This is a genomic window from Bifidobacterium saimiriisciurei (genome assembly GCF_010667655.1).
Classification (GTDB): domain Bacteria; phylum Actinomycetota; class Actinomycetes; order Actinomycetales; family Bifidobacteriaceae; genus Galliscardovia; species Galliscardovia saimiriisciurei.
The window spans coordinates 86,791-101,047 of sequence record NZ_WHZU01000011.1; the positions used below are offsets into that span (position 1 = coordinate 86,791).

A 14,257-nucleotide genomic window follows, 5' to 3' on the forward strand; every position below is an offset into this window, starting at 1 on the left:
AAAACGAGGGGAAATCACATATTCGTATATCTATTCCGTAATGTCCATACCCAATAAAGGAGCGGCCTTCGTTTCCATCTCTTCTTTCCTGTGATCGGTTTGTCAATGTCCCGAAGACGTCATGTCGTCTTCGGGACATTCTCATATGCGGCTGCATATACGCGGCCCTATGCGATACGACATGTGAGCGCTTACATGTCCATTGAAGACGCCGCACCGCGTCGCAGACGACGAAAGAAAACGATATCTTGCGCGAAATAAGCCGTTTCCGGGCATCCGTTGCGTAAACTCAGCAGGAGAAGAAGTCTTGTTTTGATGGAGAAGTAATGAGCAAGGTGACGATTCGCGATGTTGCGAAAGCCGCAGGGGTGTCTCCCTCGACCGTATCCAGGGCGTTTTCCATGCCCGGCAGGGTCAGCCCCGAAACGACGAAACGTATTTTCCAGGTGGCCGACGAGCTCGGTTACCACGGCGTGCCCATCGAATCCCGTCCGAGCGTGGGATACAAGGGACTGGTCGCCATCATCGTCCCCGACATGACCAACCAGTTCTTCACCGACATCATCCGCAGCGTGCAGCGCGAATGCGCCAACCATGGCGTCGGCCTGCTGGTGAGCGAATCGCGCGAGTCGGCGTCCATGGAACGTGTGGCGTTCGACCGTGCCGTCTACTATGCCGACGGCGTCGTACTCGCCTCCAGCCGCATGCCCGATTCCATGATCCGCAAATGCGCGCAGGTCAAGCCGGTCGTGGTCACCAACCGCATCATCCGCGGTGTGCCGTGCGTCATCACCGACGTGGCGCCGGGCATGCGGCAGGCCGTCCGTCATCTCAAGGAGATGGGATTCGGCAGGGTCACGTATCTCGACGGTCCGGCGCATTCATGGTCGGCCGGCATGTGCTGGAACGCGCTGACGCGCGCCTGCGCCGAGGAGGGCATGAAGATCAAGCGTCAGTGGCCGGGCGTGCCGACGGTCGAGGGCGGCTTCCAGGCGGCGAAGGAGTATCTGAAGAACCCCACGGGAGCCGTGATCGCCTACAACGACCTGATGGCCGTGGGTTTCCTCAGCGCGATGCGTCAGAGCGGCTACGAATGCCCGCGTGACTTCTCCGTCATCGGCATCGACGACGATATGGCCGGCAGGCTCGCCGTGCCGCCGCTGACCACCATCCACCGGTCGACCAGACTGGTGGGCGCGCAGGCCGCGCAGACGCTGCTTCAGCGGTTCTCGTCCGGTACGGCCGACACCTCCGTGCAGAGCACGCCCACACGGCTGGTCGTGCGCGAAAGCACGGCGCCATACGTGGCGTGATCCGCATTCCTCGCCGGCCGCCCATTGACCGGTAGTGGGTGTAAACATGATGGTTGGAAAAACGTTTGAACCAACCATGATAGGGGACTGACATGCCGCTGCCCACACCGCCGGAGGACTCCGGATACGACCGCGCCACCGCCGACGACCTTGCACGCAGGGCCGGTGCGCAGGACGCCGACTTCCCGATCGCCGACGCCTACGGCGCGCTGCTCGACGAACACCACGCCTGGGGTCTGCCGTTCAACGGCTACGCCAACGCCGCCGGCTACGGCTACGTGCAGGAGCCGACGCTCGGCGTCGCGCAGGACGGCTGGGACTCCCACAAGGCGTTCAAGGAGCTCACGCCCGGCGCGCAGACCATCGTGGTCTACCGCAGCCTGGAGCGCGGCCACGACATCGACCGCGAGTCCGCCCGCAACTTCCTGAAGCACGAGCGCGGCATCATCATCCACGGCAACCAGCCGTACTAAAGCGCGTGTGCCGAGAAAGGGACGGGCGTTGACAACCCGGATGCAATCAGAACCGCAGCAGGGCAGGCCGCAATCCAAGAGGCACGGCAAGATCACCATCGGCAACGCATTGAGCTATGCGATGGGCGACGTCTACGGCGGCGGCGGGCCGACGCTCGCCGGCACCTACCTCGCCGTGTTCTGGACACACTTCTGCGGATTCGACATCTCCACCGCCCAGGGCATCATCGGCGGCGCGGCCGTCGTCAGCGCCGTATGTGCCATCCTGTTCGGGCTATTGTCCGAACGATTCTACCTGTACCGTCTCGGCCGCCGGTTCGGTCGGCGCCGCTTCTTCATCATGCTGTGCTCGCCGCTCGTGCTGGTCACCCTGCTCATGTGGGTGCCGGGACTGCCGCAGCCGCTGTACTTCGCGCTCTACGTGCTCTACATCGTGCTGCTGCAGATGTTCGGCGTCTGCTATGCGGCCCTGCCCGGCGAGATGACCACCGACTTCGCCGGCCGATCCATGCTCTCCACGGTGCGGTTGCTGCTCAGCGGCATCTCCACGGCGGTCATCCCCATGTTCGCCAGCTGGGTGCTCTCGCATCTCGGCGAGACCAACGCCTACTCGTACCAGCTGTTCGCCACCGTGGTCACCGTGGTGTTCGCCTGCGTCACGTTCGCCAGCTCCCGTCTCACCTGGGAGCTCACGCCCGAGGAGGCCGGATTCGGCGAGGCCGAGCTCGCCCGGCGCCGCGCGGCCGCACACCGCCGCACACCACGCGAGATGCTCTCCGCGGCCGGACGCGTGATTCGCGAATACGCATCCACGTTCCGCATCGCCACGTTCCGCATCCACATCACGCTGTATCTCATCTGCCTCACACTGCAGGACATGTTCACCCAGACGTTCGTGTTCTTCGTGCTCTACGACTGGAACAGGACGGCCGCCTTCGCCTCGCTGCTGCTGTCGCTGGCCATCGTGGCCGAAGTGTTCAAGCCCCTGTGGGGCTGGCTGTTCATCCATATCGGGCCGAAGAACCTGTACGCCGTATGCTATGCGGGCGCGCTCACCGGACTGGCGCTGCTGTTCCTCGCATGGCGCACGGTCGGCGTGCTCCCCGGCGCGGCGTGGACCGCGCTCGCCGTCGCCGCGTTCCTGGTCTGGTGCGTGTTCCGTTCGCTTTCCGGCACGCTGCCGTGGCTCATCTTCCCGTTCATCCCCGACGTCGACATGATCGTGACCAAACGCAACCGTGCGTCGATCTTCTCGGGCATCACCACGTTCCTGCGGTTCATCTGCACCGGCGTGGCATCCATCGCCTGCGGCGCGTTCCTCGCCGCCACGGGCTTCCAGCCCAATCATGCGGGCGGCCAGAGCGCCGGCGCTCAGATGGGCATCGCCTTCGTCTGCCTCGGATGGTCCGCCATCGGATTCCTGATCGCATTCGTCATCTCGCGTCGTTTCGCGCTCGACCAGCGCGGCGATCTCATGCTGCTGCACGAAATCGACCGTCTCAAGTCCGGCGGCTCGAAGGATGATGTCGAGCCCGAGGTACGAGAGACGGTCGAACGACTCACCGGCGTGCCATACGAGCGGTGCTGGCGCTAGTCAAGGCGTTTGCGCTGGCGTTAGTCGAGGTGGAACACCTCGCGCAGGTCCTCGCATACGGGGGAGTTGTCGGGGTTCGTCTCCATGACCGGCGCCATGAAATCCCACCACTTGCGGTTGATGGGCGTATCGGCCGACTCGGCCCAGCGCGCCTCGTCCTCCACCTCGATGTATCCGAACAGCGTGTTCGTCTCGGCGTCGAACGAAATCGTGTAGTTGTGACCGCCGTATTCATGGATCATCGCCTTCATCTCCGGCCACAGCTCGTTGTGGCGCCTGGCGTACTCCTCCACCATGCCGGGGTACAGATGCATCTTGAACGTCTTGCGGATCATCGGTCCTCCTTTGGACTGCGCGTAATCATTCATACGCATCGTAGGCAGCACGACGGCGGCATATGACACGCAAAACATGTCGGGAATTGACTCCGGGCTTGCCGATGTTGCGGCGAAGGCCGACGCCGCCGCGAGCCGAAGGCGGTACGCGGCGGCGCCGGCCTTTCGGCTTACCGGCCGGCCGACTATTCGTGCGCGGTGAAGTACACGACGTCCGTGCTGTCGTTGCGGCTCAGGAACTCCTTCGTCGTCATATGGAACTCCTGCTTGAAGCAGCGCAGGAAATGCGTGTACGAGGCGAAGCCGCACTGTCGGTACACGTTCTGCGCGCTGCCGTATTCGCGCAGCAGCTCCTTCGACCGCAGCAGACGGCGCTTGAGGATGAACTCGTGCAGGTTCAGCCCCGTGCTCTTCTTGAACTGGCGGGAAAGATAGTACTTGTTGATGAAGAACCGGCCCGCGATATGGTCCAGCGAGCAGTCGCCGTCAAGATTCTCGCTCACGTACTCCATCACGTTCGTGATGAGCGAGGAGACCGGCTTGTTCACCGGCGCCACGTCGGTGCTCGAATCGGCGACCGCCTTGTTCAGCGTCACCATGAAGTTCAGGAACCGCTGCTCGTACTCCAGGTCCTCGCCGTAGCCGTTGCCCGGCTTCTCGTCGAGCGTGGCGAACTCGCGGCGCAGCGCATCCGGCTCCATGGTGATCACACGGCTCGCCGGCTTGCCGTTGTTGGAGAAGCAGGCGGCGAGATTCGTGTTCGAGGTCGACCGCGAGGCCAGGAAGTCATCGCGCACGTAGATGTACGCGCGCTCATAGTAGTCGCTCGACTGGCGCACGATGTTGTGCAGGTCGTTGCTGTGCGCGAACGTGACCGTGCCCGGCCCGGTCGTGTACTCCTTGCCGCCGAGATGGAAGACGCCCGTGCCCCGCAGCACGCAGTTGATCTCATGGAAGTCGTGGTAATGCAGCTGGGCGTGCTCCACGACCTGCGAATCGACATGATAGATCTCGAAACGGTCGGAGATCATGGAATTCACGATGACAGCGCGCGGCTGATCCTGATGCGTCATTGCACTTATGCTCCTGTGTCTGTGCCCGTCATCCCGTAGCGAGAGGGGTGCGGGATGACGGCTGTTGCGGCGATGCCGCCGTATATATCCGTTGTTGATTTCATGGTACCTGCGGAATCAAGAATGGATAGCAATTAAGCAAAACATACGCACTCATTCATATATATGCATGGTTGGCGCCCCCTACACTCAACAAGTGATAGACGGACACAATGGAGGTGCCATGATCAATTTCGGAGCGCGCGGACATGACGTGACCGACGCCGACACACCGGAGAAACTCGCCCGAGGACTCGCCGAATACGGCGTGCACAACGTGCAGCTGGCGTTGCCCCGCCAGTTCCCCGACCTCGCCGGCGCGGAGAGGATCAACCCCGGCATGGGATCCTACTTCCGCCGCGTACTGGGGGAGTGCGGCGTCGACATCGCCGTGCTCGGCTGCTACATCAACATGACGCATCCCGACGACGCCACGCGCGAGACGCTGCTGCGCCGGTTCGAGGCGTACCTGGCGAACGCGCGCTTCTTCGGCGCGCCCGTGGTCGCCAGCGAGACCGGCTCCGTCGACGCCGACCCCGGCCGGTTCACCGAGGAGAACTTCACCGAGGAGATGTACCAGCGCTCGCTGGCGTCGGTGCGGCGGCTCGTGGCCGTGGGGGAGCGGTTCGGCGCCATCGTGGGCGTGGAGCCCGGAGCGAACCACCCGACCGCATATACCACGCCGAGCGGCCGGACCGTGCGCGACGGCGACCAGGTGGAGATCACCCGCAAGGCGCTCGAGGCGTTCGGCGACCGCATCGTGGCCGTGCACATCGACGACTTCACCGTGGACCCGGACGGCGGCGGATTGCACCGCTGCAACGTGGACGAGGGCGTGATGGACGTGCGTGGCATCCTCGAGGCCGTCTCCGCGGCCCGCCCGTACATCCCCGTGATCCTCGAGGAGACCCGCGACGAGGCCATCGCCCGCACCGTGCGCAAATACGGCAGCCTGTGAACGCATGGTTTACGTCTGACGGTAGGGAGCGACACCGTCGTATCGGTGTCCGACCGGCGGGGAACGGAGATATTGGAGGATATCGCGTTCCCTGCCGGCAGTCCCAGCGGTCGTCACCTCGGAATCGTTGGAATTGCAATACGGATGATGGCTCGGCGACTGTGATTCTTGCCGCGGAATCAGGATTTTGCGAATTCTCTCGTTCCCTGCCACGTAATCATGGCACGGAACGCCGTGCATGTGGATTATGATGCTCTCTGTCCACAAAACCAGTCGCATACGGGGAGGTTGTCCCCATACCCCAGCCGAGGGTGGTCCATTCGTCCACATTCCTCTCCGAGCCGGCGGCTCCACGCGTCGGCGACGTATGTTCTGCATATGGAAGTATCGCAGACGCCACAATCGGGATGGTTCCCGTCCCCGCAATCCATGGAGACGACGCTGGCCATGCGCCGCAAGGAGATCGTCCGATTATGCACGGAGACCGCCAAACGGGTCGGAAGAGGAGTGCTGTTCGGCATGCAGACGTCGCTTATGCTGCAGTCAATCCCCGTTCCGTTTCGTTGCGATCTGAGGGATTCGGTTCTTCATACCGTGGTGCGGCCGGAGGGGAAGCGCATCCGTGGCAGGGATTTGCAGGCGCATGTATGGAAACGGTATGAACGCGGGGCGTTCGTGCGCGTCAACCAATACGTGTATGCGCTGGATGCCGTTCATGTATGGGCTCAGCTTTCGCCGCATGTTCCATTCGAGGAACTGATCGTGTTGACGAATTCCGTCATCACCGCGCTTTCGGGGAACAGTGGCGATGACGCGGCGGACGTGTATGCGAGAATGACCGATTTTCTGGAACTGCCCGTGCGGTTCACCGGAATCCGGAACTGCAGACTGGCGTTGAGGCTCTGTCTTGGCGGCATTCGATCGCCGATGGAGTCGAGGACGTATCTGACGTTGATGAGCCATGGTTTGCCGGTTCCGCAGATTAATGCCGTAGTTCCCGGGGTGATGTTCCGTTCGAATGTGCCGATGACCGTTGACCTGGCATGGGCGGAGCAGAAAGTGGCGGTCGAGTATGACGGTGACCAACATCGTACCGATAAGATGCAATGGCGCAGGGACCAGGAGAAACGCGAACTGTTGCGTAGCCGCGGTTGGATCGTGGTGATAGTGACGGCCGACGACCTGCGTGATGCCGATGCCCGCGCCGCACTGGCGTTCAGGGTGGCGCGATATCTCGCCAAGCGTGGCGCGCGGTTCGATTTTTCCGTAGAGGCCATGTCGTTGTCGACCTTGGCCAAGAGGAACGGTCCGATATGGTGAGGCATGGAATGGTGAGATTCGCGTTGTCCTTATTCCCTGCCAGGGATACGGACATGGAACGTTGAAATTGATGAATATTGCGTTCCCTGCCGCGATTTCATGACAAGGAGTACATGATATGGGCGGATGGTGATTCCGTGGCAGGATTGTTTGACACGGCAGTCAAGGAATCATTGGAATTGCAACGAATGGATTTTCTCAAGGCACGAGGATTGCGGTACGGAACGTGTGAGATTGATATTGATGCACTGCGTGCCGGAACAACTTGGTAGGGAAGAGGAACCTTGCCTGTTTTTGGATTCCGTGGCCCGTTCGTGCGCCGGCGACCTGGGATGGATCACATTCCTTGCGGCACGTGAGAAAGAGTGAACGCGTGCATATGAAAAACGCTCGCCGGGGAGGAACCGGCGAGCGGAAAATAACCGAGGAGAAGGAAAGGAATGGTCCCGTGACCATCGGATTGGGCGTGAGGAGGAGATTTGCCCGAGCCGACGGTCACGGAATCGTGCAGGAGCCGGGGACTAGTCGAGGAGGCCCAGGACGTAGTCCTTGATCTCGCCGTCCTCGGCGTTGGCGGTGAAGAGCTCCTTGAAGTGCTCGCCGGCGAAGGCGCCCTTGACGAGTTCGGGATCGAGGGCCTTGTAGATGTCGACCAGCGGCTTGTAGGCGGCGGCGCGCACGCCGTCGAGGATCTTCTTGTTGCGCTGCTCGGGGACGACGCGCTCCTTCGGGTAGCCGGAACCCGGCTCCTCAAGCCACATCTGCTCGAAGATGTACTTGAGTGCAGCTCCTGGCCCCAGCCGTTCTTCAGCGCGAACGGGATGGCCATGGCGTTGCCGTCATTGATCTGGGCGAAGGTGTAGGCGTCGAGCGGGTCCTCGACGTGGCCGCAGATGACGCCGGGGAAGGAGTTGAGGGCCAGCATGGCGCCCTCGCCGGTGCCGCAGCCGGTGACGACGAAGTCGGCGGCGCCGGTGTTGAGGATGGCGGCGGCGAGGATGCCGTTCTGCACGTAGGTGAGCTGGGCGGCGTCATCGGCGGCGTACATGCCGTAGTTGTCGACGTCGAAGCCCTTCTCGTCGGCGACCTTCTTCAGGGCGCCGTAGATGAGGCCGTTCTTGGCGGCCTGCGAGTTCTCGTTGATGAGTGCGATACGCATTGGTGTTTTCCTTTCGTGAGGTGTGGGATGACTGGAGGGGCGGTGCCTGCCTCCCCTCCAGTCAGCTCCGTTGGCAGCTCTTTCCAAGAGGGGAGCCGTCGAATGTCTGGTGCATGTATGGGTAAAACGGCGGCGTGTGGTTTCGGCCGTCGCCGGGCGAAGACCGAAACCACCTCCTGAGGGTGATTGTTGCCTGATGCGTGCGACTTCAAGGCGTGGGCGACGAAGCACGCGGATGCATCAGGCAGCTATGAAGTGAAAATGCCGGCGTGTGTGGTTTCGGCCGTCGCCGGGCGAAGGCGTACGAATGGTACGTCGAGCCCGCCGTAAGGGCGAAAACGCCCCGCCGTCATTTTCACGGCTGCTTGCCGATGTAGGCGAGGATGCCGCCGTCAACATACAGCACATGGCCGTTGACGAAGTCGCTGGCGTCGGAGGCGAGGAACACGGCCGGTCCCTTGAGGTCGTCGGGGGTGCCCCAGCGGGCGGCCGGGGTCTTGGCGATGATGAACTGGTCGAAGGGGTGGCGGGAGCCGTCGGCCTGGCGTTCGCGCAGCGGCGCGGTCTGCGGGGTGGCGATGTAGCCGGGGCCGATGCCGTTGCACTGGATGTTGGCCTCGCCGTATTCGGAACAGATGTTGCGGGTGAGCATCTTGAGTCCGCCCTTGGCGGCGGCGTAGGCGGAGACGGTTTCGCGGCCGAGCTCGCTCATCATGGAGCAGATGTTGATGATCTTGCCGTGGCCCTTCTCGACCATGCCGGGGATGACGGCCTTGGAGACGATGAACGGTCCGTTGAGGTCGATGTCGACGACCTGGCGGAAGTCGGCGGCGCTCATCTCGGTCATGGGGATGCGCTTGATGATGCCGGCGTTGTTGACGAGGATGTCGATGACGCCGTACTTCTCGTTGATGTCCTTGACCATGGCCTGCACGGCGTCCTCGTCGGTGACGTCGCACTTGTAGCCGTGGGCCTCGTAGCCGAGGGCGGCGTAGTCCTTTTCGGCCTGGTCGATCTTGGCCTGGTCGCGGTCGTTGAACACGATCTTGGCGCCGGCCTGGGCGAACGCCGAGGCGATGGCGAAGCCGATGCCGTAGGTGGCGCCGGTCACGAGGGCGAGCTTGCCCTTGAGGGAGAAGCTGTCCATGGAGAATCCTTCTGCCATGATTCCTTCTTTCTATCGGTTGGGTTGATGATGGTTGGTTGCGTTCTGTCTATAGCTATAGTCGCGTCCTGTGCCGGATGCGCGCCGTCGTCGCGCTCAGCAGAACGAGACGAGGTATTCGGTGAAGGCGAGCACGGTGAGCGACTGTCCGTAGGGCATGGCCGTGCGGTCGATGTTGCGGTAGTAGTCGAGGCTGTCCTCGAGGCCGGTGCCGACGGAGACGTTCTGCACCTCGCCCTTGTCGTCGATCTGGCCGAGCAGCGCCTTGATGGCCTTTTCGGCGACGGCGGCGTACTTGGGGTCGATGTAGCGGCGGTGCACGGCCTTGAGGATGCCGTAGGCGATGCCGGCGGTGGCGGAGGACTCCACGTAGGAGTTCGGGTCGTCGAGCAGGGTGTGCCACATGCCGGACTCGTCCTGGAGCTCGGCGAGCGTCTCGACCTGCCGGTTGAGCAGGGTGATGAGCCATTCGCGCACGAGGTCGCCCTTCTTGAGGCCGGCGGTCTCGATGAACTCGGGGATGCCGATGGTGATCCAGCAGTTGCCGCGCGCCCACAGGGCTCCGGCGTAGTGGTCGCGGCGGTTGAAGTTCCAGCCGTGGTACCACAGGCCGTTGGCGCGGTTCATGAGGTATTCGGCGTGGATGAGGAACTGGTACTTGGCCTCCTCCACGTAGTCGGGGTGGTCGAGCAGGCGGCCGATCTTGGTGAGCGGCATGACCGTCATCATGAGGGTGTCGTCCCACAGCTGTTCGAGGTGCGGGTCCTGGATGGTGGCGTGCGCCATGCCGCCGCCGGTGGTGCGGGGCATGTCCTCCATGGCCCACTTGGCCCACTGGTCGAGGTAGGGGTAGAAGCGGGTGTCGCCGGTGTCCTCGTAGAGGCAGGCCATGGCGAGCAGCGGCGCCATGGAGTTGACGTTCTTGGAGGGGGAGCCCTCGGCGAGCGCGTTGTCGAACCAGTCGGTGACGACCTTGAGGGCCTTCTTGTTGCCGGTGAGCTTGTAGTTCTTGTAGATGCCGTAGAGTCCGACGCCCTGGGGCCAGTTCCAGACCTTCCAGCTCTTGTCGTCGACCACGATGTCGCCGAAGTGCAGGAGGAACTTGCCTTCGGGATCGTCGATCGTGGTGAGGTTCTCGATCATGAGGTCGATCTTGCTCTGGATGAGTTCGCGGCTCGGCCGATCGTTGGTGGTCTTGTCGTTGGTGGTCATTGCTGTGGCGTTCCTCTTTTCTGTCATCGCCGTTGATGCGGGTTGGGTGGATGCCTCCATCGTATGGTGTTTGGTTCTGTGACATCCATTGAAATAATTGCAGTTTTTGACTGTGAACTATGAAAAATTGAACAAAGTCGTGCGAGTGGCGATAGGTTCCCCGATGAAGACTATGCCGGATTGCCGAAAATCGACGTTTGGGCGAGGAAAGCAATTTTACATAGCTGCTCGACGTCTTTTGATATTTCTTGCCGATGTTTATCGAATTGATATCGATTACATTACGTAAGCGTGTTCGCAGTGCAAACAAAAGCGAACAGAATCAATCATTTTATGTTCCAAACCGAATGTCTATGGAGACTCCGGCCGTGGGACGAAAGGGGAAAGACATGGCTTCGGCAACAGCACCAAGGGTGGTGTCGCGCACACCGTCCGCACGGAACCACGACGGCGGCCCGGCCGCGACGGCCGCGCCGTTCGGCATCAGGGACAAGATCGGCTACATGTTCGGCGACGTCGGCAACTGCTTCATCCTGAGCCTGGTCAACGGCTTCGTGCTGAAGTTCTACACCGACGGCCTCGGCATCCCCGCCGCCATCGTCGGCGTGACCATGATGCTCACCAAGGTGTTCGACGCGTTCGTCGACGTCTACGTGGGCAACAAGGCCGACGAAAGCCACGCCAAGCCCGGCGAGGGCCGATTCCGCCCGTGGATCCGCCGCTTCCGCTACCCGTTCATCCTCGTCTCCATCCTGCTGTTCCTGCCGATGGTGGCCTCGTGGGCGCTGCCGGCCAAGGTGGCGTACATCGCCGTCACCTACGTGCTGTTCAACGTGTTCCTGTCGACCGTGAACATCCCGTACGGCGCCCTCGCCTCCGCGCTGAGCTCCAGGTCCGACGAGCGCGCGTCGCTGTCCACCTACCGCTCCACCGGCGCCGCCGTCGCCAACGTCGCCACCGGCTACATGATCCCGATGTTCATGTACGAGACCGACGCGAACGGCAACCTCGCCGTCTCCGCCCCGCGCTTCTTCCTCATCGCCATCGTCTGCGGCGCGCTCGCGTACCTCTCCTACGAGATCACCGTGCGCCTGACCACCGAGCGCACCAACGTGCAGACCGGCCGCAAGCTCGACGCGAAGAAGATGGTCACCTCCATGTTCCAGGACCGCGCCCTGCTCGCCCTGATCGTCGCCGACTTCTTCGTCGTCATCAACCAGCAGCTCGCGTCCATCAACCAGACCTTCCTGTTCGACACGTACTTCCACAGCAAGACCGGCATGGCCATCGCCGTGATGTTCAACTTCATCACCGTGCTCGTGCTCGCGCCGTTCGCCACCGGCATCGCCCGCCGCTTCGGCAAGCGCGAGACCTCCGTGGCCACGCTCGCCTTCGCCGTGGTCATCTACGGCATCATGTACTTCGCGCACCTGACCGACTGGCGCGTGTACCTCGTGCTCATGTTCTTCGGGGCCATCGGCGCGGGCTACTTCAACCTCATGGTGTGGGCGTTCATCACCGACGTCATCGACCACCACCAGGCCATCACCAAGATCCGCGAGGACGGCACCATCTACGGACTCAACTCGTGGGCCCGCAAGATGGGCCAGGCCGCATCGAACGGCATCAGCGGCCTGCTGCTCGGATTCATCGGCTACCGGTCCGCCGCCGGCCACGCCGTGACGCAGTCCGCCGGCACCGTCGAGGGCGTGTACGCGCTCACCACGCTGCTGCCCGTCGTCTGCCTCGGCGTCGCCGCGCTGATCCTCGCCTTCTGGTACCCGCTGGGCAAGAAGGAGATCGCCGAGACCGAACGCATCCTCGCCGAGGACCGCGCCAAGCTCGAGGCCGAGACCACCAAGGCCTGATGCCCCGTCGGGCCGCCGACGTCCGCCGGCCGTTTCCGCGGCCGGCATGACCGCCCGCGCCTACGTCCGACGGGCGGATCGACGTGGGCCGGCGTGTGGCCATGATGGCGGCATGATTCCCGTACGGGGTCATGCCGCCATCGTCGTTTCGGCCGTTTGCCGGCCTGATATCAGCGATGTCAACAAACGATAGATAACGAACATCATTTGATATTTATTGCGCCATATTGTCGGGAAAAACCGCATATATTACTAACTGTCAACGAAAAACGATGGAAAAAGGAGGTGAACGAACGATGGGATTCAAGAAGAACCTGATGCGCGGCATGGCCCTCGCCGGTTTCGCCGGCATGTCCTTCATGTCTGACGAGATGGCACACACGGCCTACGAGGTGGCCCGCGAGGTCGAGAACGATCGCTGACGCGACTTGCTCGCCGACCAGGATGCGATACGGCCAATGGCGTCCGTACCAGCCATCGACATATCCCCGGTGGGGGAATGCCTGAAATGCACGACCTTTGGATTTGATGATTATGGACTTGTGATCTCGCCGATTCGGCGGGATTTTTTTGTATTCCGGCAACGACCGGCAAGGCGTCGTCGCCGCGGTCCGGCCTCGTATACGCTGGTCCCGTGAGGCGGCGTCGATGTGAGGCGGCGTTGACGCCGTGATTCCGCGTAAGGAGCATGAATGAACATCGAGGATGTATTCCATAACTGCGTAGGCGTGAAGACCGAACCGGACGGGCTGCGTCCGGTGAGGTTCCCCGACCGGCTGCTCGACCTCTACCGCGAACGCGGCGAGATGACCGACATCCGCGCCAATTCGACCGCCGGCATCACCATGGATTTCGTCACGTCGGCCGACACGGTGCGGTTCGACTACGCCACGGGCCGGTTCTGCCGTCCGTTCGTCACGTTCGACGTCTACGAGAACGACGTGTTCATGGCCACGATCCGCGAACCCGACGAATCGCCGTGTGGCACGGTGGCGTATGCCAAGCGCAATCCCGGCGCCGCGCGGCTGACCTTCGTGCTGCCGTATACGACCGACGTGCGCATCTCCCACTGCGACTTCGGCGCCGACGCGCGGCCGGTGAACGCCGCGGACGACGGCCGGCCGCTCATGCTGTTCCTCGGCGACTCCATCACTCAGGGCATGACCTCGCTGCGTCCCTCGCAGGGATACGCGTACCTGCTCGCCCGCACGTTGGGGTTCCGGCCGCTCAACTGGGGCGTGGGCTCCTACGTGTTCGACGCGCGCACGCTCGACGACGTGGCCGGCGTCGGCGCCGACTCGATCGTGGTGGCCTACGGCACCAACGACTACACGAAGATCCGCGAGGGGGAGATGACGCTCGAACGGTTCGAGGCCACGGTCGCGCAATACATGACGACGCTGCGTCTCGTCGTCGGCGAGGGGACGCCCGTCAGGGTGGTCACGCCGCTGTGGCGTTCCGCCGGATGCTCCACCGACGAGGACCGTGCGCTGCTGGACCGTGTGCGTGCGACGATCGCCAACCAGGCGATGCGCCGGCGGTTCGACGTGGTCGACGGCCTCGCGCTGGTCGGCCATGACGATGCGTTCCTCGCCGACGGCCTGCATCCCAACGACCTCGGCGCCAATATGATGGCGAACAACATCGTCCGCGCGATGCTGGGGTAGGGGAGCCGTCGGCGAGGCCGACCGAGGGGCGTGTCTTGGCGGAATCGTTCCCGGTGGTGTAGACTCGTTGTCATTCATCGA

At 62.6% G+C, this 14,257-nt stretch carries 13 protein-coding genes and 1 pseudogene; 8 read left to right on the forward strand and 6 right to left on the reverse strand.

Features of this window, described 5'->3' with window-relative positions:
• Positions 1-326 precede the first annotated feature (326 nt).
• From GFD18_RS07670 to GFD18_RS07680, 3 genes are all read left to right on the forward strand, one after another.
• Positions 327-1,313, forward strand: coding sequence for a LacI family DNA-binding transcriptional regulator (locus tag GFD18_RS07670; RefSeq protein ID WP_163199095.1), 987 nt, complete (start codon positions 327-329; stop codon positions 1,311-1,313).
• A gap of 92 nt (positions 1,314-1,405) precedes the next feature.
• On the forward strand, positions 1,406-1,786 hold the full coding sequence (locus GFD18_RS07675; RefSeq protein ID WP_100511514.1) for a glycerophosphodiester phosphodiesterase: 381 nt from the start codon (positions 1,406-1,408) through the stop codon (positions 1,784-1,786).
• 28 nt (positions 1,787-1,814) lie between these two features.
• Entirely contained in the window at positions 1,815-3,380 is a 1,566-nt protein-coding gene (locus GFD18_RS07680) for an MFS transporter (RefSeq protein ID WP_163199097.1), read from the forward strand.
• Positions 3,381-3,400: 20 nt separating this feature from the next.
• Here GFD18_RS07680 and rhaM read toward each other — a convergent pair whose 3' ends face one another.
• Positions 3,401-3,715 carry an L-rhamnose mutarotase gene (gene rhaM / locus GFD18_RS07685; protein WP_163199099.1) on the reverse strand — a complete coding sequence of 105 codons (315 nt, stop codon included), beginning with the start codon at positions 3,713-3,715 and terminating at the stop codon, positions 3,401-3,403.
• Between the two features lie 185 nt (positions 3,716-3,900).
• Complete coding sequence (locus tag GFD18_RS07690; protein ID WP_163199101.1) at positions 3,901-4,788, reverse strand: AraC family transcriptional regulator; 888 nt, start codon at positions 4,786-4,788, stop codon at positions 3,901-3,903.
• A gap of 223 nt (positions 4,789-5,011) precedes the next feature.
• Between GFD18_RS07690 and GFD18_RS07695 the strand changes: the two genes are divergently transcribed.
• Together GFD18_RS07695 and GFD18_RS07700 are read left to right on the forward strand one after the other, a co-directional pair.
• Positions 5,012-5,785 carry a sugar phosphate isomerase/epimerase family protein gene (locus tag GFD18_RS07695; protein ID WP_163199102.1) on the forward strand — a complete coding sequence of 258 codons (774 nt, stop codon included), beginning with the start codon at positions 5,012-5,014 and terminating at the stop codon, positions 5,783-5,785.
• 378 nt (positions 5,786-6,163) lie between these two features.
• Complete coding sequence (locus GFD18_RS07700) at positions 6,164-7,105, forward strand: DUF559 domain-containing protein (protein ID WP_225432975.1); 942 nt, start codon at positions 6,164-6,166, stop codon at positions 7,103-7,105.
• Between the two features lie 521 nt (positions 7,106-7,626).
• Here GFD18_RS07700 and GFD18_RS11335 read toward each other — a convergent pair.
• From GFD18_RS11335 to bglB, 4 genes and pseudogenes are all read right to left on the reverse strand, one after another.
• Positions 7,627-7,866, reverse strand: coding sequence for an RpiB/LacA/LacB family sugar-phosphate isomerase (locus tag GFD18_RS11335; protein WP_275575983.1), 240 nt, complete (start codon positions 7,864-7,866; stop codon positions 7,627-7,629).
• Positions 7,867-7,946: 80 nt separating this feature from the next.
• Positions 7,947-8,264, reverse strand: a pseudogene (locus tag GFD18_RS11340) (RpiB/LacA/LacB family sugar-phosphate isomerase); the annotation flags it as partial.
• Positions 8,265-8,619: 355 nt separating this feature from the next.
• Positions 8,620-9,429, reverse strand: coding sequence for a gluconate 5-dehydrogenase (locus tag GFD18_RS07710; protein ID WP_163199104.1), 810 nt, complete (start codon positions 9,427-9,429; stop codon positions 8,620-8,622).
• A gap of 96 nt (positions 9,430-9,525) precedes the next feature.
• Positions 9,526-10,641, reverse strand: coding sequence for a beta-galactosidase BglB (gene bglB, locus GFD18_RS07715; RefSeq protein WP_163199106.1), 1,116 nt, complete (start codon positions 10,639-10,641; stop codon positions 9,526-9,528).
• A gap of 389 nt (positions 10,642-11,030) precedes the next feature.
• Between bglB and GFD18_RS07720 the strand changes: the two genes are divergently transcribed.
• The 3 genes from GFD18_RS07720 to GFD18_RS07725 all read left to right on the forward strand — a co-directional run bounded on the left by GFD18_RS07720 (position 11,031) and on the right by GFD18_RS07725 (position 14,176).
• On the forward strand, positions 11,031-12,509 hold the full coding sequence (locus GFD18_RS07720) for an MFS transporter (RefSeq protein ID WP_163199108.1): 1,479 nt from the start codon (positions 11,031-11,033) through the stop codon (positions 12,507-12,509).
• A 296-nt stretch (positions 12,510-12,805) separates the two neighbouring features.
• Positions 12,806-12,931, forward strand: a complete 126-nt coding sequence (locus GFD18_RS11285) for a hypothetical protein (RefSeq protein WP_263863975.1) — start codon at positions 12,806-12,808, stop codon at positions 12,929-12,931.
• Between the two features lie 270 nt (positions 12,932-13,201).
• Entirely contained in the window at positions 13,202-14,176 is a 975-nt protein-coding gene (locus GFD18_RS07725; protein WP_163199110.1) for an SGNH/GDSL hydrolase family protein, read from the forward strand.
• Positions 14,177-14,257 lie beyond the last annotated feature (81 nt).

What these genes read in the sequence shown, in the direction of transcription:
- GFD18_RS07670 (WP_163199095.1), top strand. Translation starts at nt 327, where the DNA reads ATGAGCAAGGTGACGATTCGCGATGTTGCGAAAGCCGCAGGGGTGTCT.
- GFD18_RS07675 (WP_100511514.1), top strand. Translation starts at nt 1,406, where the DNA reads ATGCCGCTGCCCACACCGCCGGAGGACTCCGGATACGACCGCGCCACC.
- rhaM (WP_163199099.1), bottom strand. Translation starts at nt 3,715, where the DNA reads ATGATCCGCAAGACGTTCAAGATGCATCTGTACCCCGGCATGGTGGAG.
- GFD18_RS07690 (WP_163199101.1), bottom strand. Translation starts at nt 4,788, where the DNA reads ATGACGCATCAGGATCAGCCGCGCGCTGTCATCGTGAATTCCATGATC.
- GFD18_RS07695 (WP_163199102.1), top strand. Translation starts at nt 5,012, where the DNA reads ATGATCAATTTCGGAGCGCGCGGACATGACGTGACCGACGCCGACACA.
- GFD18_RS07700 (WP_225432975.1), top strand. Translation starts at nt 6,164, where the DNA reads ATGGAAGTATCGCAGACGCCACAATCGGGATGGTTCCCGTCCCCGCAA.
- GFD18_RS11335 (WP_275575983.1), bottom strand. Translation starts at nt 7,866, where the DNA reads ATGTGGCTTGAGGAGCCGGGTTCCGGCTACCCGAAGGAGCGCGTCGTC.
- GFD18_RS07710 (WP_163199104.1), bottom strand. Translation starts at nt 9,429, where the DNA reads ATGGCAGAAGGATTCTCCATGGACAGCTTCTCCCTCAAGGGCAAGCTC.
- bglB (WP_163199106.1), bottom strand. Translation starts at nt 10,641, where the DNA reads ATGACCACCAACGACAAGACCACCAACGATCGGCCGAGCCGCGAACTC.
- GFD18_RS07720 (WP_163199108.1), top strand. Translation starts at nt 11,031, where the DNA reads ATGGCTTCGGCAACAGCACCAAGGGTGGTGTCGCGCACACCGTCCGCA.
- GFD18_RS11285 (WP_263863975.1), top strand. Translation starts at nt 12,806, where the DNA reads ATGGGATTCAAGAAGAACCTGATGCGCGGCATGGCCCTCGCCGGTTTC.
- GFD18_RS07725 (WP_163199110.1), top strand. Translation starts at nt 13,202, where the DNA reads ATGAACATCGAGGATGTATTCCATAACTGCGTAGGCGTGAAGACCGAA.